The 17,355-nt window shown below is 41.8% G+C and carries 18 protein-coding genes; 16 read left to right on the top strand and 2 right to left on the bottom strand.

The features are described from left to right. Window positions 1-30 precede the first annotated feature (30 nt). From ABIS04_RS13650 to ABIS04_RS13610, 9 genes are all read left to right on the top strand, one after another. Window positions 31-1,152: a bifunctional tRNA (adenosine(37)-C2)-methyltransferase TrmG/ribosomal RNA large subunit methyltransferase RlmN gene (locus ABIS04_RS13650; protein WP_350431423.1), complete on the top strand. Its 1,122-nt coding sequence runs from the start codon at window positions 31-33 to the stop codon at window positions 1,150-1,152. A 31-nt stretch (window positions 1,153-1,183) separates the two neighbouring features. Next, a complete protein-coding gene (gene pilW / locus ABIS04_RS13645) occupies window positions 1,184-1,969 on the top strand; it encodes a type IV pilus biogenesis/stability protein PilW (protein ID WP_350431422.1) in 786 nt (261 codons plus the stop codon). Next, a complete protein-coding gene (locus tag ABIS04_RS13640) occupies window positions 1,969-2,940 on the top strand; it encodes a RodZ domain-containing protein (protein WP_350431421.1) in 972 nt (323 codons plus the stop codon). The genes pilW and ABIS04_RS13640 overlap by 1 nt, the downstream gene beginning before the upstream one ends. A gap of 31 nt (window positions 2,941-2,971) precedes the next feature. Further along, window positions 2,972-4,087 (top strand): flavodoxin-dependent (E)-4-hydroxy-3-methylbut-2-enyl-diphosphate synthase, encoded by a 1,116-nt coding sequence (gene ispG / locus ABIS04_RS13635; RefSeq protein WP_350431420.1) that lies wholly within the window; start codon window positions 2,972-2,974, stop codon window positions 4,085-4,087. A 98-nt stretch (window positions 4,088-4,185) separates the two neighbouring features. Then, entirely contained in the window at window positions 4,186-5,460 is a 1,275-nt protein-coding gene (gene hisS, locus ABIS04_RS13630) for a histidine--tRNA ligase (protein WP_350431419.1), read from the top strand. Between the two features lie 26 nt (window positions 5,461-5,486). Beyond that, window positions 5,487-6,107 (top strand): tetratricopeptide repeat protein, encoded by a 621-nt coding sequence (locus ABIS04_RS13625; protein ID WP_350431418.1) that lies wholly within the window; start codon window positions 5,487-5,489, stop codon window positions 6,105-6,107. Between the two features lie 12 nt (window positions 6,108-6,119). Continuing rightward, entirely contained in the window at window positions 6,120-7,355 is a 1,236-nt protein-coding gene (gene bamB / locus ABIS04_RS13620) for an outer membrane protein assembly factor BamB (protein ID WP_350431417.1), read from the top strand. Between the two features lie 103 nt (window positions 7,356-7,458). Further along, entirely contained in the window at window positions 7,459-8,925 is a 1,467-nt protein-coding gene (gene der / locus ABIS04_RS13615; RefSeq protein ID WP_350431416.1) for a ribosome biogenesis GTPase Der, read from the top strand. 157 nt (window positions 8,926-9,082) lie between these two features. After that, window positions 9,083-9,292: a DUF3565 domain-containing protein gene (locus ABIS04_RS13610; protein ID WP_140234794.1), complete on the top strand. Its 210-nt coding sequence runs from the start codon at window positions 9,083-9,085 to the stop codon at window positions 9,290-9,292. Between the two features lie 16 nt (window positions 9,293-9,308). Here the strand turns inward: ABIS04_RS13610 and ABIS04_RS13605 are convergent, their stop codons facing one another. Beyond that, window positions 9,309-9,710, bottom strand: coding sequence for a hypothetical protein (locus ABIS04_RS13605; RefSeq protein ID WP_350431415.1), 402 nt, complete (start codon window positions 9,708-9,710; stop codon window positions 9,309-9,311). 136 nt (window positions 9,711-9,846) lie between these two features. Between ABIS04_RS13605 and ABIS04_RS13600 the strand changes: the two genes are divergently transcribed. The 7 genes from ABIS04_RS13600 to ABIS04_RS13570 all read left to right on the top strand — a co-directional run bounded on the left by ABIS04_RS13600 (window position 9,847) and on the right by ABIS04_RS13570 (window position 15,688). Then, window positions 9,847-10,413: a cytochrome b/b6 domain-containing protein gene (locus ABIS04_RS13600; RefSeq protein WP_350431414.1), complete on the top strand. Its 567-nt coding sequence runs from the start codon at window positions 9,847-9,849 to the stop codon at window positions 10,411-10,413. A gap of 131 nt (window positions 10,414-10,544) precedes the next feature. Next, the gene (locus ABIS04_RS13595; protein ID WP_350431413.1) at window positions 10,545-11,054 is read left to right on the top strand and encodes a TlpA disulfide reductase family protein; all 510 of its coding nucleotides are present in this window, start codon (window positions 10,545-10,547) and stop codon (window positions 11,052-11,054) included. 4 nt (window positions 11,055-11,058) lie between these two features. Then, entirely contained in the window at window positions 11,059-11,298 is a 240-nt protein-coding gene (locus ABIS04_RS13590) for a DUF4266 domain-containing protein (protein ID WP_167496033.1), read from the top strand. After that, the gene (locus ABIS04_RS13585; protein WP_350431412.1) at window positions 11,289-12,587 is read left to right on the top strand and encodes a DUF3570 domain-containing protein; all 1,299 of its coding nucleotides are present in this window, start codon (window positions 11,289-11,291) and stop codon (window positions 12,585-12,587) included. The genes ABIS04_RS13590 and ABIS04_RS13585 overlap by 10 nt, the downstream gene beginning before the upstream one ends. Before the next feature lie 56 nt (window positions 12,588-12,643). Further along, the gene (locus tag ABIS04_RS13580) at window positions 12,644-13,540 is read left to right on the top strand and encodes an FAD:protein FMN transferase (protein ID WP_350431411.1); all 897 of its coding nucleotides are present in this window, start codon (window positions 12,644-12,646) and stop codon (window positions 13,538-13,540) included. A 16-nt stretch (window positions 13,541-13,556) separates the two neighbouring features. Further along, window positions 13,557-14,216, top strand: coding sequence for a response regulator transcription factor (locus tag ABIS04_RS13575; RefSeq protein WP_350431410.1), 660 nt, complete (start codon window positions 13,557-13,559; stop codon window positions 14,214-14,216). A gap of 68 nt (window positions 14,217-14,284) precedes the next feature. After that, the gene (locus ABIS04_RS13570; protein ID WP_140234789.1) at window positions 14,285-15,688 is read left to right on the top strand and encodes an ATP-binding protein; all 1,404 of its coding nucleotides are present in this window, start codon (window positions 14,285-14,287) and stop codon (window positions 15,686-15,688) included. A 73-nt stretch (window positions 15,689-15,761) separates the two neighbouring features. Here ABIS04_RS13570 and ABIS04_RS13565 read toward each other — a convergent pair whose 3' ends face one another. Then, the gene (locus ABIS04_RS13565) at window positions 15,762-17,183 is read right to left on the bottom strand and encodes a DUF3300 domain-containing protein (protein ID WP_350431409.1); all 1,422 of its coding nucleotides are present in this window, start codon (window positions 17,181-17,183) and stop codon (window positions 15,762-15,764) included. Window positions 17,184-17,355 lie beyond the last annotated feature (172 nt).

Here is a 17,355-nt window from a genome sequence, read left to right as displayed (position 1 = left end):
TTTTGGTGTTTGAGTTTTGAGGTTAGGCAGATGAGTGAAAAGAAAATCAATTTATTAGATCTTGATCGTAAAGGACTGCGAGCGTTGTTCAGCGAGATGGGCGAAAAACCATTTCGTGCCGATCAGTTAATGAAGTGGATCTATCACTTTGGCGTCAGTGACTTTGAAGAGATGAACAACATAAACAAAGTGTTGCGTGGGAAATTAGCTGCGCGATGCGAAATAGTAGCACCTGAAATTGCTAGTTTTCAAAAATCTAATGATGGCACCATTAAATTTGCTATCAATGTTGGCCAAGGCCAAGAAGTTGAAACAGTTTACATTCCTGAAGAAGACCGTGCGACCTTGTGTGTATCATCACAAGTTGGTTGCGCCTTAGAATGTACCTTCTGCTCAACGGGTCAGCAAGGTTTTAACCGTAACTTAACGGTATCTGAAATCGTTGGCCAAGTTTGGCGAGTGTCACAATTTTTAGGTTTCCATAAAGACACTGGCGATCGTCCTATTTCAAACGTAGTAATGATGGGCATGGGCGAACCTTTGCTAAACCTTGCCAATGTTATTCCTGCAATGGACATTATGTTAGATGACTTTGGTTTTAGTTTATCTAAACGTCGTGTGACGTTATCGACTTCTGGCGTGGTACCAGCACTTGATAAATTGGGTGATGCCATTGATGTTGCGCTAGCAGTAAGTATTCATGCGCCTAATGATGAGTTGCGTGACGTGCTGGTTCCAGTGAATAAAAAATATCCATTGCAAGAGTTTTTAGCGAGTATTCGTCGTTATTTAGAAAAGTCGAATGCAAATCGCGGCCGCGTGACTGTCGAATATGTGATGCTTGACCATATCAATGACAGCACAGATCAAGCGCATGAACTTGCAAAGTTAATGAAAGATACTCCATGTAAGATTAATTTAATTCCGTTTAACCCGTATCCTGGTTCTCCTTACGGTCGCTCGTCTAATTCACGTATAGATCGTTTTTCTAAAGTATTGATGGAATATGGTCTAACGGTCATCGTGCGTAAAACACGTGGTGATGATATTGATGCTGCTTGTGGTCAATTAGCCGGTGATATCCGTGATAGAACAAAACGTTTAGCAAAAAAACAAATGCAACAGAGTCAGATTTCAGTCACAATGGAATAACTTGTTGTTTGCACAGATAATAGGCTTATAAATGAAGCACGGAATGCAGAAAGTTTGTCTGTTTACCTTAATCGCCTTGTCTACCACTGCTTGTGTGACTGAACGTACTTACAGTGGTACAGATACCCCTGTAGCGGAACGTCAGTTTGATAGGCAGGGGGCTGCGAGAGAACGAATGCAACTTGGACTCACTTACCTAGGTCGTGGGAATAGTGAACAAGCAAAGTACAATTTAAATAAAGCCGTTGAATATGCGCCGAATATCAGTGAAGTACATATGGCAATGGCATATTATTATCAAACTGTTGGTGATGTTGAACGAACAGAAGCGTCATACAAAAAAGCCATTAGTCTAGATGATGTGACAGGCGATGCGCGAAATAATTTTGGGGTTTTTTTATGCCAGCAAAATAATTTTGTTGAGTCTGAAAAAATGTTTCTTGCTGCAATTGAAACACCTAATTATACCCGCACAGCATCGAGTTATGAAAACTTAGGCGTATGCAGTCGTAAAGCAGGTAATAAAGAAAAAGCGCGACAGTATTTTAATATGGCGTTAAAGTATGATAAAAGACGCAAGGTAACATTACTAGAATTAACCGAGTTAGCCATGGAAGATGCTGACTACGGCAATGCGCGCGAGCAACTTGCAAGATACCATCAAGTTGCTAGCGAATCAGCAGAAAGTTTAGCCTTAGGGATTAAGATTGAGCGGGCGGCGAATGATGTAGAGGCCGTAAAACGATTTGGCATTTTATTAATTGCGAAGTTTCCTGCATCTCCACAAGCCAAAAATTATAGAGCTAACTTGAATTAATGACTAAAGAATTCGAAGAAGAACAAGACGCTGGAAATGCGTCGTTGTTAAAAGATGTTGTTACTGCTGGTGCCATTTTAAAAGCGGCTCGCGAAGCAAAAGGTATCTCTATTGAGACCGTAGCAACCCAATTGCATTTACGCCCCAAGATCATTAATGATCTTGAAAATGATATTTTCGTTAATATTGCCTCCACGACTTATGTTAGAGGTTATATTAAAAATTATGCTCGCATTGTTAATGCGGACATAAGCCAAATTCAGCAATGTTTAAGCCATCAATTACCTGAAATTGTAGCACCAGCAATGCAAAGTTTTTCACGAAAAACCACTCATCAAGCGCGTAATAGTCGTCTTAATTTAGTGACTTACTTTATTGTTGCGGTATTAATTGCGTTGTTAGTCTTATGGTGGGTACAAAAGTCCTCGTTATTGACCAATGTTGATTTTTCACAGCCAACTGTTGAAGAAATTGCTGCTGGAAGTAACCAGCTTGAACCGCATCAGATTATGAGCAGTGAAGCCGTAACAACCAACACTAATGAGTTGAATCAGGATAGTAGTGATAATGTCACTGATAGCGCTAATAATGCCGCAATAGAGGCAGAAGATAAGCTTATCCAAACAGCGCAAAACGCGGCGAGTGCCGCTACAGAATTATCGAATAATACACTTAATACCAACCCCACATCTACAATATCAACAGATACCAATGTAGACGGTGTAGAAAGTGTATTAACCATCGAACTCTCCGGTGATTGTTGGGTTAATGTGACCGATGCCAACGGCAAAGTGATGGTTGACGGTGTGAAGAGTGCCGCATATCGTATTGAAGTCAGTGGTAAAAAACCTTTTAAAGTGATTCTTGGTGCGCCTCAAGTTGCCAGTATCAGTCTCGATGGTGAAAAGGTCAGTTTAGCTGAATTTGCCAATGGTCGAGTCGCAAGATTAACCCTGCCTAAAGCGTCATAATGCTTTAGCAACAGCAGTAGAGCATATTTGCATGTATAACGAATCCCCAATCATTCGCCGACAATCTACACGTATTTATGTGGGAAATGTGCCTATTGGCGATGGCGCACCGATTGCTGTGCAATCGATGACCAACACTAAAACCACGGATGTCGAAGCCACAGTGGCGCAAATTCGTGCATTAGAAAAAGTCGGTGCAGACATTGTCCGTGTTTCTGTGCCTACGATGGATGCAGCTGAAGCTTTTAAGATTATCAAACAGTCTGTCAATGTACCATTAGTAGCTGATATTCATTTTGATTACCGTATAGCGCTCAAAGTGGCTGAATATGGAGTTGATTGTTTGCGCATTAACCCTGGCAACATTGGCAATGAAGAACGTATTCGCAGTGTCGTTGAGTGTGCTCGTGATAAAAATATTCCAATTCGCATAGGCGTTAATGGCGGATCGCTTGAAAAAGATTTAATGGACAAATATCGCGAACCAACGGCTGAAGCATTATTAGAATCAGCAATGCGTCATGTCGATATTTTGGACCGTTTGAACTTTGATCAGTTTAAAGTCAGCGTTAAAGCCTCTGATGTTTTCCTTGCCGTTGAATCATATCGTTTACTTGCGAAACAAATTCGCCAACCTTTACATTTGGGTATTACAGAAGCGGGTGGCTTGCGCGCTGGTTCTGTAAAATCCGCGGTTGGTTTAGGTTTGTTATTGGCTGAAGGCATTGGCGATACTATACGTATTTCATTGGCTGCCGATCCGATTGAAGAAATTAAAGTTGGCTTCGATATTTTAAAGTCTTTACGGATCCGTAGCCGTGGGATTAACTTTATCGCTTGTCCTTCTTGTTCGCGTCAAGAGTTTGATGTGATTAGTACCGTCAACGAACTTGAACGCCGCCTTGAAGATATTACTACCGCAATGGATGTCTCTATTATAGGTTGCGTTGTCAATGGCCCTGGCGAAGCGTTAGTGTCTGATATCGGCTTAACCGGTGGTTATGCCAAGAGCGGTTATTATGATGACGGAGTGCGTCAAAAAGAGCGCTTTGACAATAAAAATATTATCGACGGTTTAGAAGCTAAAATCCGTGCTAAAGCGAGCATGATGGCCAATCGTATTGCGATTACCGACAAAACCGAATAATCATTAATCCTTTGCATCGCAACATAAACCTTGTAGATGTTGAAGGCATATTTACATTTTATTAGCGCGAGCTAATTCAAAAATTGGACCCGTTAACAGTGGCAAAGCAAATCCAAGCTATTCGCGGCATGAATGACATTCTGCCAACGCAAAGTCCTTTATGGCAAAAAGTTGAAGCTGTATTGCGTTCATCTGTAAGTGCATTTGGCTATAGCGAAATTCGTACCCCTATTGTAGAAAGTGCCGACCTTTTTAAGCGCTCTATTGGTGAAGTGACCGATATTGTTGAAAAAGAAATGTACACTTTTGAAGACCGTAACAGTGACAGTTTAAGCTTGCGTCCAGAAGGCACTGCTTCAACAGTGCGCGCAGGTAATGAGCACGGCTTACTTTATAACCAAGAACAACGTTTATGGTATATGGGGCCAATGTTTCGTCATGAGCGCCCACAAAAAGGCCGTTACCGTCAATTCCACCAATTTGGTGTTGAAGTCTACGGTATCGGCAGTGCTGATATTGATGCTGAAGTATTAATGTTATCTGCTCGTTTATGGGACCAATTAGGCATAAAAGAACATGTAGCATTAGAGCTTAATACGCTAGGCGATTCTGCGGAGCGTGCTGCTTATCGTGATGCCTTAATTGCTTTTTTAGAGCAGCATAAAGACAAACTCGATGAAGATAGCCAACGCCGGATGTATTCAAATCCATTGCGGGTGCTTGACAGTAAAGACCAGCAGGTGCAAGCCATTTTAGGTGATGCCCCTGCGTTGATGGACTATCTTGGTGAAGACTCCAAGACACATTTTTCAACTTTGTGTGAACTCTTAGACGCTGTAGGCATCCAATACACCATCAATCCTCGTTTAGTGCGTGGTTTAGATTACTATAACCGTACTGTATTCGAATGGGTAACCACTAGTTTGGGCTCGCAAGGTACTGTATTGGCTGGTGGACGTTACGATGGTTTAGTTGGCCAACTTGGTGGTAAAGATACGCCCGCAGTGGGTTTTGCTATGGGACTAGAGCGTATTGTATTGCTGCTTGAAACCCTCGAACTCACTAGTGACATAGCCGCTGAAGTTGATGTTTATGTCACAGCAATGGGTAATAATTGCGAAGTTGAAGCGATTAAAGTGGCGCAAGAGTTGCGTCAACAGTTGCCAACGCTTAAAGTCATGAGCCATTGCGGTGGTGGTAACTTTAAAAAGCAAATGAAACGTGCCGATAAAAGCGGTGCCCAGTTTGCGTTGATTATCGGTGAAAACGAAATAGCCAATAATCAAGTCGCTATTAAGCCGTTAAGAACAAACAACGAACAACTATTGGTTACGCGTGCTGAACTCGTAGCTAAAATTGCAGAACTGATTTAAGAATAGATTTTAAAGGGGTAGTGTAAGTGGAAATTTATAGCACAGAAGAACAACAAGTAGATGCTATCAAGCAGTTCTGGAAAGATTATGGCACGTCTATAGTCATTGGTGCCGTAGTAGGCCTAGGTGGTCTATACGGTTGGAATACTTATTCTGACATGAAAGTAACCGCTGCTGAAGATGCTTCAGAGTCATTCCAAACTATTGTGGCACAGTCGACTAATCCTGCTGCATTATTAGTTCAAGCAGAAAGCTTTGCTTCAGCACATGATTCACAAGGTTATCAATCTTTGCTCGAACTGATGGTCGCAAAATCAGCCGTGGAAGCCGGTGATTTAGCTAAAGCAGAAGCATCATTGACTAAAGTGATTGCCGCAAAACCTGGTTCTGGTTTGGGTATGGTTGCGATGATCCGTTTAGCGCGAATTCAAGCTGAACAAGACAATTTAGGTATGGCGTTGGCCACACTAGATCAAGTAACGGACAAAGCATTTTCTTCACAACGTGAAGAATTAAAAGGCGACTTTTTAGTGCGTCAAGGTGATTTGGATAAAGCCAAATTAGCTTATCAAGCAGCAGTGGATAATGGTGGTGCACTAACCAGTCCAGCGTTGACCATGAAGTTAGACAATCTAAACAAGGCATAAGGAATTTAGCCGATGAAGTCGTGGTGTAAAAATCTACTTGCCGTTGGGTTAAGTGTTGCTCTTATGTCTGCTTGCTCTTCAAGTGATGTTGAAGAAGAGCCTGTAAGTGAACTTGTTGATATTCAAGCAACCGTGTTTCCAGAAATTAGCTGGGATACAAGTGTAGGCGATGGTGTAGGCGATTATTACTCGCAGCTTCGTCCTGCGGTTCGTTATGGAAAATTGTTTGTGGCTGACCGCAGTGGTGTTGTCGTTGCATTTGACGAAACAACGGGTGATGAGTTATGGAAACAAGATTTTAATGATGCTTTTAAAGAGCAGCTTAAAACCAAAACTAAAGGTATTCGTTTAGCGGCTGGTGTTACAGCTGCACGTAATAAAGTCTTTGTTGGTGGTGAAACTGGTTTATTAGTCGCCCTTGATGAAGCAACGGGTGACGTTGTGTGGTCAGCACAAGCTAATGGTGAGTTATTATCGGCACCCACAGTGGCAGAAGATGTTGTTGCAGTGAATACCAGTAAAGGCGCATTTGAAGCATTTAATATCGATAACGGTGAAAAGTTATGGACATATGAAATGCAACTGCCAAACCTTACCTTACGAGGTACAGGTTCTGCGGCATATGAAGCAGGCGGTTTCTTTGTAGGCACTGCAGATGGTAAAGTTGCCGTTGTAGTTAAAGCTAATGGCCAAGCTGCTTGGGAACAAGCTGTTTTTACTCCAGCAGGTGCTAATGAGTTTACCCGTATGGCTGATATTGATATGACGCCATTAATTTTGGGCGAAAATCTGTATGTTGCCAGTTACAATGGTAATTTAGTCTCTATGGAGCTTCGTAGTGGTCGTGTGGTTTGGTCGCGTAAATATTCAAGCTTTAATGAGTTGGCTGCAGCGGGCATTGGCCTGTACTTAGTCGACGATCATAGCCGTATTTACTCTGTCGATCGCCGTAATGGGTTAGAGTTATGGAGTAATACTGAACTTCAAAATCGTGAATTAACCTCTCCTGCCGTGTTAGAAAATTATATTGTAGTCGGTGATTTTGAAGGTTACTTGCATTTTATTGACCGCAATAGTGGCAAAATTGTTGGCCGCATTCAAGTTGATAGCGATGGACTATATGGTCAGCCTTTAGTGGTAGGTGAGAAAATTTATGTTCAAGGTCGCAGCGGTAAAGTTGCAATTGTTACCTTGAACAAACAAGAGCAAATGAATGATGAGGAAGATACCGAAACTGATGCGGAATAAGTGCTAGCACTATTGTTGCGTTAATTAAGGTATAATGTCCTTACTAGAGCCCCTGGAAGTGTTCCGGGGGCTTTTTATTGAAAAGTTTTTTAGAGGCAAAATCATGATCCCTGTAGTGGCCCTTGTTGGGCGACCCAATGTCGGTAAATCGACATTATTTAACCGTCTTACTCGTACTCGTGATGCGTTAGTCGCTGATTTTCCTGGCTTGACACGTGACCGTAAATACGGTCGTGCATTCTTAGCTGGCTACGAGTTTATCGTTGTTGATACTGGCGGTATTGATGGCAGTGAAGAAGGGATCGAAACCAAAATGGCTGAACAGTCATTGGCCGCGATTGAAGAAGCTGATGTCGTATTATTTATGACTGACGCTCGTGCGGGTATGACGGCTGCCGATTTAGCGATTGCTCAGCATTTACGTAGCCGTGACAAAGTCACCTTTGTTGTTGCTAATAAAGTTGATGGTATTGATGCCGATTCTGCTTGTGGTGAGTTTTGGTCTTTAGGTCTAGGTGAAGTCTATCAAATGGCAGCGGCGCAAGGTCGTGGTGTCACTAACATGATTGACTATGCGTTAACGCCTTATGCTGAAGCTATGGGTATTGTTCGCCAGCTTGACGAAGAAGGCGAGCAGGTTGAACGTGAATATACTGAAGAAGAAGCTGAAGCGGAACAAGAACGTTTACAAAACTTACCCATTAAGCTCGCTATTATTGGTAAGCCTAATGTGGGTAAATCAACACTGATCAACCGTATCCTCGGTGAAGAACGTGTTGTTGTTTATGATGAACCAGGTACCACCCGTGACAGTATTTACATTCCGATGTCTCGTGAAGGTAGAGAGTATATATTAATTGATACAGCAGGTGTTCGTCGTCGCAGTAAAGTAAATGAAGTTATCGAGAAATTCTCGGTAATTAAAACCTTGAAAGCAGTTGAGGATGCTAACGTAGTCTTGTTAGTTATCGATGCGCGCGAAGGTATTGCAGAACAAGATCTTGGTTTATTAGGTTTTACCTTAAATGCAGGTCGTGCATTAGTTATTGCGATAAATAAGTGGGACGGTATTGATCAAAAAGTCAAAGACCGTGTTAAAAGCGAACTTGATCGCCGTTTAGGTTTTATCGATTTTGCCCGTATTCACTTTATTTCAGCATTACATGGTACTGGCGTTGGTCACTTATATGAGTCAATTGAAGAAGCCTACGACAGTGCTACTCGTCGTGTGAGTACATCAATGCTTACTCGTGTGATGCAAATGTCGCAAGATGATCACCAACCACCATTGGTTAATGGTCGTCGTGTGAAGCTTAAATATGCTCACGCTGGCGGTTATAATCCACCAATTGTGGTTATTCATGGTAACCAAGTTAAGAAGCTACCTGATTCGTATAAGCGCTATATGATGAACTACTTCCGTCGTTCATTAAAAGTGGTTGGTACACCAATTCAGTTACGTTTCCATGAAGGTGCTAACCCGTTTGAAGGCAGAACCGAGAAATTGACCGTAGGTCAAGAGCGTCGTCGTAAGCGTGCTATGAGCCATATTCGCGATCGTACTAAATAACTTAGTATTGGAATATCGTAGTATTGAACTACGTTATTTATTGCTCAAAAAGCCTGACTTGTTCAGGCTTTTTGGTAGGTGTCTCGCCCAAGAGGGTAGCTCTTTAATATGAGTCATTCTGAAGCAGTGCCATAGAGTCAAGATTGGATAAAACACCATGCAGCAAAAAATTGCCGGTTATCATCTGGATGAAGAACATCATTGGGTCGCTGAATTAGGCTGTGGCCATTTTCAACATGTGCGCCATAATCCACCTTGGACAGTTCGTCCTTGGGTGACGACGGTAGAAGGTCGGCAACAACAATTGGGGATGATTCTTAATTGTAAAAAATGCGATGTTGCGGCACCGCCAGATAGTCTCGGTTAAATTGAGTTTACCTATCTTAAGACGTTAAATCACCAGTGGCTCGACACCACCATAAATACGCGGCAATGTAAGTACATATCATGCTGTCCATTACCATTGATAACCAAAACCCATCGACAAAATCTTGATTGGCATGACTCAATACCAAGCTAACAAAAAACAGCTTTTCAATGAGCGCAATGCAAAATAGCGGCTTTATCCAAGTAGAACGCACCATCGCAATAAAAAAGCTACATCCCACCATTAATACCATAAATCCCCAGTGCTGAATAAATATCGTGTCACTGGGCTGATGGGTTAGTTGATTAAGATTTTCGACTGCCCACTGCGGGAATAAGGTATAAAGTCCGCCTAATGACGTGCCTATCCCTGCGAGGAATAATGCCAACTGCCGAGTTTTTTGAAAAAAATGAGTCATGTGTGATTCCGTTCATCGTTATTTTATTGCCATAGTGTCATGTTTAAGATTCTTTTTCGATTATTGTTATCCATAAGTGATTGTTAAGATTTTGGCGTGATAATGGCCCCATAATCGCAATCCTACCGAGGTTTATATGCAAACACAGACTACTTACCCGCTACTTCATCGTCTTATTCATTGGGGATTGGCATTGACCATGATGGTGATGTTATTAACCGTATTATTAAGGCTTGGGTGGATGGATAAAAACCACATGGCCGCCATAATTCATCAAGGCTTAGCGAAAATCGATGTGATGATTACCGACAAGCAAGCAGTAACGATTGCCAAAAGTATTCGTGGCGTTATGTTCCAGTGGCATATCTATTTTGGTTATGCTGTGGGGGTGTTTGTGTCAGCACGATTTATTTATATGGCCAAGTTTGGTTTGCATTATCCGTCACCATTTTCGAGCCAAGCGACAACCAAGCAAAAGTTTCAGGCATGGGTGTATTGGGTGTTCTATGCTGGCGTTGCGTTATCGGTAATTACAGGTTTGTTACTCAAGTTTGGTCCTGAAGTAATAGAACAACAGGCTGAAACAATTCATAAGTTGGCATTATGGTATTTCGTTCCTTTTATTAGTTTACATTTGGCTGGTATTTTAGTGGCAGAATCGGGTCACGAAAAAGGCTTAGTGTCGAAGATGATTGGTGGGTAACTTTTCCTGTTAATGGGTTAGGGCAATAGTTGCTCTAACTCGCTATTTAGTTTGCTCAGTTTCGTTACTTAAGTAAACCTTAAGATTGATAACTTACTTTGTTGTCTATTAAGTCATTAGGCAGAAATATAATGTTAAAGAAGTTATTTTCACACTTAGGGAAGTTTAACGTTGCTGCATTTAGTTTGGCTTTAGGGCTTGGACTAAGCATAACGGCTCAAGCCGCGCCATCATTAGATAATAAGGTGATGGATCAGCAAGGGCAGTCGGTCAGTTTACAGCAATTTGCCGGTAAAGTTGTTTATGTTGATTTTTGGGCTTCTTGGTGTGCTCCATGCCGTAAATCATTTCCGTGGATGAATGCCATCCAGGATAAATATCAACAGCAAGGTTTAGAGGTTGTAGCCATTAATCTGGATGTTGATACCGCATTAGCCCATGAGTTTTTGAGCAAGCTACCAGCACAATTTAATCTTCGTTTTGACCCTGAAGGTGATATTGCCCAAGCATTTGAGCTACAAGGTATGCCAAGTAGCTTTTTGTTTAATCGTAAAGGTGAATTAGTCCAAACTCATATGGGATTTTTTACCGAAAACATTCCCGCCTACGAGCAAGAAATCCAAATGTTGTTACAGGAGTAAATTCATGACAAAAGCGTTATATCACCCCTTTGCCAAGGCTGCAGTCGCATTAGCTATTGCCAGTAGTTTGGTTGGATGTTCTAGCCTAGGTGTACAGCCTTGGGAAAAAGACCAATTAGCTCGTGCCGATATGGCTTTGAATAGTGAAAAACTCGATCTCGCATTAGATGATCATATTTATTTTAGTAAAGAAGGAACCAGTGGTGGTCGTTCATTAGCGGGCGGAGGTTGTGGATGCAACTAACATCTAAGCAAAGTATTGCCAGTGCATTGGCGTTAGCAAGTTGTAGTTTATTGAGCCAACAGGCCAATGCTGCTGAACCTATTCCTGCCAATGATGATTGGAAGGTAGATGCTGCCATTATGTACTATGGCGAGCAAGACCGTGTACAAGCTACTGAAGCCATAGGTAACGTACAAAAAGCCTTTGGTGATACATCTCTATTGGATATGAAGATCGTTGTCGACAGCTTAACTGGTGCGTCGGCTTCAGGTGCTGTCGCTCAAGCTGAAAGCCAAACCTTTACTCGTCCATCGGGTGATGGACAATACACAGTTGCTGCTGGTGATACTCCGCTGGACGATACTTTTCATGATACTCGCGTTCAGTTAAGCGCTAATTGGCAAGAAGTGATCAATCAAGATTGGACCGGTAATATTGGTGTATATGGTTCGAAAGAATTTGATTATTTATCCATGGGTATTAATGGCGGCCTTGAGCGTAGTTTTAATAAAAATAATACTACGTTGTCGTTATCGGGTGCCTTTACCAATGATGTTGTCGATCCCGTTGGCGGTCGCCCTGTTGCAATGTCGGAAATGGTGTTTCGTGGCAATTATTACAACGATGCCGATTATCAAGCGGCCTTTGATCAAACTCGTTTAGCCGGTGATGATACTAAACAAACTAGTGATATTATGTTTGGTGTGACTCAGATTATTAATCGTAATTGGTTGATGCAAGCTAATTATGGTTTATCAAGTGTGTCAGGCTACATGACTGATCCATATAAAATCTTAAGTGAAGTTGATGTTAATGGTGTAACTCAATCCTACCGTTACGAGAATCGTCCAGACTCACGTCTAAAACACAGTGTATTTTTACTCACCAAAGGTGCATTGGATTCAGGGGTAGTTGATTTTTCATATCGCTATAGTACTGATGATTGGGAAATTCAATCGCATACTTTAGAAACGCATTACCGCTATAATTTTAGCCCAACTATATACGCACAATTGCACTTACGTTATTACCAGCAGCAAGCCGCTGAGTTTTATCAACCATTTTTGATGAGTGGCGATGCAATACCTGAATATGCCAGCGCGGATTATCGCATTGGTGATATGACGGCTTACACCATAGGGCTTAAATTTGGTCAGCATTTATCGGGTGGCCATGAACTAAGTTATCGTATTGAGTATTATCAGCAAAATCCTGAAAATAATGGCACTGAGATACCTGGTCAGCTACAAAACTACGATTTATTTCCTTCTGTGAAGGCGATAGTAGCTCAAGTGAGTTATTCGTTTTAAGATGAACGTATCATCAATAAACAGAGTAATTTAATTTGCTTGAACCAATCAAAACAATGTCAAAAGCCCCAAAGGTGATGAGCTTACAGCCTCGTCCTTGGGGCTTTTTAGGTTCATTTAGCGCTATGGCTAGTCCGTGTGAATTATTAATGGCGGTTGATGACGAGCACATAGCGAGGCAAATGCTGAACATTGCTTATGATGAAGCAAAGCGAATAGAGCATAAATTCAGCCGTTTTATTGAAGGTAACGTGGTGTGGCAGTTAAACCATGCCCAAGGTGAAACCACACCGATCGATGCCGAAACAGCGCATTTATTACAGTTTGCTCAACAGTGTTTTCAATTAAGTGAATCGGCATTCGATATCAGTGCTTGTCCATTAATTGCGCTATGGCGCTTTGATGGTAGCCATGGTGTGCCGTTACAAACTGAGATTGATGCAACCATGTTAAAGGTGGGTTTTGCTCGTATTGCATTAACTGACAACAGCGTTTGTATGCCAGCAGACATGAGTGTCGATTTTGGCGGTATCGGTAAGGAATATGCGGTTGATCGCACCGCGCAAACTTTAGCGAATCGTTGGCCAAATCATTCGGTATTAGTTAACTTTGGTGGTGATATTGCTTGCCCTATTATCAAAAGTAATGGTTGGCAGGTGGGGATTGAGAACCCTCATAAGCTTGATAACGCCGCCGCACTGTTAACCATTCGCCAAGGGGCATTAGCCACTAGTGGTAATACTCGCCGCTATATTGAGGTGGATGGTAAACGTTATGGGCATATTATTAACCCAAAAACAGGTTACCCCATAGAGCATGCACCATTGTCTGTGACAGTATTGGCGCCCAATTGCGTTATGGCAGGCATGTTAGCCACTATGTCGATGCTAAAAGGACCTGATGCGGAAGATTTTCTACAGCAACAAGGTGTCGACTCTAAGGTGTTTCGTTAATGATTAAGGATAATGAATGCGAGTATTATTAGTCGAAGATAATAAGCTTTTAGCGCAAGGTATCGTCATGAGCTTAGCTAAAGAAGGCATTCAGGTTGATCATTTAAGTTCATATCATCAAGCTCAAGTTGCCTTAAACAATGAAGATTTTAGTGCGATTATTTTGGATCTTGGTTTACCCGATGGTAATGGTGCGGATTTATTAAAACAGTGGCGCAAAAACGGTATCTCGCTACCCATTATTGTGTTGACCGCAAACACTGATTTTGACACCCGCTTAATGTGTTTAGATATTGGCGCCGACGATTATTTAAGTAAGCCTTTCGATGTAAGGGAGCTGATTGCCAGACTAAAAGCCATCGTTCGTCGTCAACATGGTTTAGACCACAACCAATTCAGTTATGGGTCATTAACGATTGATTTCACTCGCTGTGAAGTGCATTTTCGCGATCAACTCATTTCACTTTCTCGGCGTGAATATCAATTATTGTTGGAGTTTGCGCAATCAGCAGGGCGTGTCTTAACTCGAAATCAGTTAGAGCAATTAACTTATGGTTGGGATGAAGTGGGCAGTAACTCGATAGAAGTGCATATACATCATTTACGTAAAAAAACCGCCACTGAATTAATTAAAACCGTACGTGGCATCGGTTACATTTTAAATGAGATAGTGTAATTTATTAGGGTCTATTGGGCTCTGTATACTTACCAGTAAATTGATGAACTTAATGCAATAAGGATATTATGTTTTCGTTACGATTATTATTAAGTTTGATCATGCTGGTGGGAATTGTACTCACGGTGACCTTTTCGAGCATATTAAGCACCCGTGATGCCAAACATGAAGTTGAAGAGTTATTTGACGCACAAATGGTGCAAACCGCTAAAATGCTTGAACAGTTTTATGTGGATCAGCTTACAGAAGACCAGTTGGCACAATTGATCTCTCAGCCGATCTTATTTCATGTTGACGATTCGAAAATTGAAACATTTGCTGAGCAAGCCAATCCTAATACCTTGTCTTATGAACACAAATTATCCTTTCAATTATTGTCTAGTACCGGGCAGATACTGGCGTATTCTGACAGTTCTGGCGAGCAGCAATTAACCACTTTTAACCCCGGTTATGATACTCGTATAATTGACCGTGAATTATGGCATGTGTACAGTTTTTTCTCTGAGCCGCATCAGGTATGGATTGTTACTGCACAACGTGATGATGTTAGGCAAGAGTTAGTGTCATTAATCATCAGCAACACTTGGCGAGCGCCGTTAATCATTACCCCTATTATGATGTTTTTTATGTTGGTGCTAACTTATTACTTATTTAAACCGGTTAAGTTATTAGAGCGTCATTTAGACAAGCGTCCTGCCCAAGACTTAAGCCCAATTAATTTCACTTTACCAACGGAATTAGCATCAACCCAAAAAGCACTTAACAGCTATCTACTGCGTATTAGCGAGACCATGATCCGTGAACGTCGTTTTAGTGCCGATGCAGCCCATGAACTTAAAACCCCATTAGCCATTATTAAGTTACACAGCGACGGTTTAAGCGACGTGCTGAGTAGCCAATCCCCAGACGTTAAGCAAGCTACCTTGCCTTACATTGAAGCTATAGGCGAGGGAGTAAATCGTATTAGCCATACCGTAGAGCAGTTGTTGTTATTATCACGAGTTGATGCCATTGAGGCGTTAAATAAAACCGATTGTAAGCTGCAGAATATTATAGAGAATGTGATAAACCAGTTAGTACATATCATTGCCGATTACGAGTGGTATATCGTTGTGCCTAAAGATATGATCATCAATGTCGATCCGTTTTACATCGAATTAGTACTGAAAAATATTATCGAAAATGCCTGTAAATATAGCCCTACAGAATCATTGATAAGCATTAAGGTTACTCAGGACGATCAACAGACTATGATTTGTGTGGCTGACCAAGGTTGCGGTATGTCAGATGAGGAAATTGCTTTAGCCAAAAATCGATTTTATCGTGTCGATGAAAACACCTCACAAGGTGCGGGTTTAGGATTGTCTATTTGTCAGCACATTATCAGCTTACATCATGGCGAGCTGACTTTTAGTCGGGTACAACCTCATGGACTGGATGTGTGTATCGTATTACCTCGAGCACAGTCATAGGCTTTAAATCGATAAAAACAACATGAGAAAGGTTATCGACTCATATTGTTTTTATCTGCTATCTGCTATCTGTTTACTGTCTTTCTCTCGACGACTTATTTTCCCTTGACTGGCTAGTGCGTGATGATGAACTATCACGTTGCTTGCTCACTGAGCGTGAAGCTTGTTGAGGCGCAGATCTAGTCGTTGAGCGAACTTGCGTTTTTTGCGGTTGACTCCTGCTAGTTTGCTTAACTTGCTGTTGACGCGCTTTTTCAACTCGGGTGTTACGCTGAGCTTGTTGTAATGTTTGTGTACCTGGCTTACTTGTTACATTAACTACTGATTTTGCCTCATTTCTAGGGTTAGTTTTGGCAACATCGCGTTGACGACTATAGCTTGATTTTATTGGCTCACCTTTACGATCAAATGACTTAGTGTTTGTAGTCGGTTGACGTTGCTGACTTAACTCGCGTTTTAACTGGGTGCTTTTGTGTTTCGCTTGGTCATTGCGGTTCACACTTCTTACCACTGCTTTCTCGCTGCGTTTGTCTTGCTTAACGCTGTGGTTTACCTGTTGACGTTTAGGTTCACGTGAATAACTCACTGGCTGATTACGTTTTTCATAATGGCCATTGTAACGTTTACTGATCACCTGGCTGCGATACGCCACGCCCTTGCGATGTTTAGGTTTATGTTGCCAATGTTGGGCACCATTGCTGTAACTTACTTTACGTGGTGTGTAGTAACGATAGTGTTGACGTACAGGTACCACAATCACACGGCGGTCATGCCACTGGAAACCACTAAAGAAGAAGTTAAAGCTAATGCGTACTCCGCTGTTCCAATAAATGGCACTGTGGTTAGGGCGATAATGCACATAAGCTGGCGCATTCCAATAAATTGGCGGGTACCGCTTCCAGCGCCAGTTACCATAAACGATACGACTGTCGTAATAAGGCACATAAATGATTTCTGGACGAACGGATTCAATGATAATCCTGCGCTCAACTCTGGTGACTTTCACTTGTTCAAGATCAGCTAAGTTATTGGCTTCATCAGCTTGTTGTCTTAGAGTTTGAATACTGTCTAGCATTCGGCCTTCATCTTGTAAAAATGCATCGCCTACACTTTGTGTCCAGGCTAAATCATCATTTAAACGATCGAGAACATTAGGAAAAGCCACTAAGGCTTTTACGCTTGGGTCCCAGTCTTGCGACTCAACGGCCGTCATTATTTGGTTTGTGTCGTTATTACCTTGGCTTGATAACCAACGTTTGGCTTGGACAATTTCTAACGGATAAGTAGACGCAATTAAGATATGAGTTAATAAACTGTCAGGATATAGCGCAATTGGTGCGAGCATTTGGGCTAATTCAGCATCACTAACCACTTCATCTTCGGTGGTATATGTGTATGACTCTGTTGGCTGCGCCGCTTGCACACTTGTTAATGGTATGCAGACCAAGGCTAAGGCGAGTAATGCCTGAGCGGGTACGTGAATGGCTTTTTTCATGTTATCTCCAGTGTCATTGATGACTGTTAGGGTCATCATAACGAGTCGAAGATGAACATAAGCTGAAAGCTAATGACTGTAATTAATATGCTAGAACTATGGGAGAGGAATAAGCGAGAGGATGAAGCTAGATAAATAAATTAAAGAAATGATGTGTAGTCGGAACCTAAAG

This window comes from Shewanella sp. H8, assembly GCF_040285065.1.
Classification (GTDB): domain Bacteria; phylum Pseudomonadota; class Gammaproteobacteria; order Enterobacterales; family Shewanellaceae; genus Shewanella; species Shewanella polaris.
The sequence above is the reverse complement of the archived record's forward strand: the minus strand, read 5'-3'. Positions and strand labels throughout refer to the sequence as shown.

Excerpts from the sequence above, each read along its gene's own strand:
- ABIS04_RS13650 (WP_350431423.1), top strand. The coding sequence starts at position 31 with ATGAGTGAAAAGAAAATCAATTTATTAGATCTTGATCGTAAAGGACTG.
- pilW (WP_350431422.1), top strand. The coding sequence starts at position 1,184 with ATGAAGCACGGAATGCAGAAAGTTTGTCTGTTTACCTTAATCGCCTTG.
- ABIS04_RS13640 (WP_350431421.1), top strand. The coding sequence starts at position 1,969 with ATGACTAAAGAATTCGAAGAAGAACAAGACGCTGGAAATGCGTCGTTG.
- ispG (WP_350431420.1), top strand. The coding sequence starts at position 2,972 with ATGTATAACGAATCCCCAATCATTCGCCGACAATCTACACGTATTTAT.
- bamB (WP_350431417.1), top strand. The coding sequence starts at position 6,120 with ATGAAGTCGTGGTGTAAAAATCTACTTGCCGTTGGGTTAAGTGTTGCT.
- der (WP_350431416.1), top strand. The coding sequence starts at position 7,459 with ATGATCCCTGTAGTGGCCCTTGTTGGGCGACCCAATGTCGGTAAATCG.
- ABIS04_RS13610 (WP_140234794.1), top strand. The coding sequence starts at position 9,083 with ATGCAGCAAAAAATTGCCGGTTATCATCTGGATGAAGAACATCATTGG.
- ABIS04_RS13605 (WP_350431415.1), bottom strand. The coding sequence starts at position 9,710 with ATGACTCATTTTTTTCAAAAAACTCGGCAGTTGGCATTATTCCTCGCA.
- ABIS04_RS13600 (WP_350431414.1), top strand. The coding sequence starts at position 9,847 with ATGCAAACACAGACTACTTACCCGCTACTTCATCGTCTTATTCATTGG.
- ABIS04_RS13595 (WP_350431413.1), top strand. The coding sequence starts at position 10,545 with ATGTTAAAGAAGTTATTTTCACACTTAGGGAAGTTTAACGTTGCTGCA.
- ABIS04_RS13590 (WP_167496033.1), top strand. The coding sequence starts at position 11,059 with ATGACAAAAGCGTTATATCACCCCTTTGCCAAGGCTGCAGTCGCATTA.
- ABIS04_RS13585 (WP_350431412.1), top strand. The coding sequence starts at position 11,289 with ATGCAACTAACATCTAAGCAAAGTATTGCCAGTGCATTGGCGTTAGCA.
- ABIS04_RS13580 (WP_350431411.1), top strand. The coding sequence starts at position 12,644 with ATGTCAAAAGCCCCAAAGGTGATGAGCTTACAGCCTCGTCCTTGGGGC.
- ABIS04_RS13575 (WP_350431410.1), top strand. The coding sequence starts at position 13,557 with ATGCGAGTATTATTAGTCGAAGATAATAAGCTTTTAGCGCAAGGTATC.
- ABIS04_RS13570 (WP_140234789.1), top strand. The coding sequence starts at position 14,285 with ATGTTTTCGTTACGATTATTATTAAGTTTGATCATGCTGGTGGGAATT.
- ABIS04_RS13565 (WP_350431409.1), bottom strand. The coding sequence starts at position 17,183 with ATGAAAAAAGCCATTCACGTACCCGCTCAGGCATTACTCGCCTTAGCC.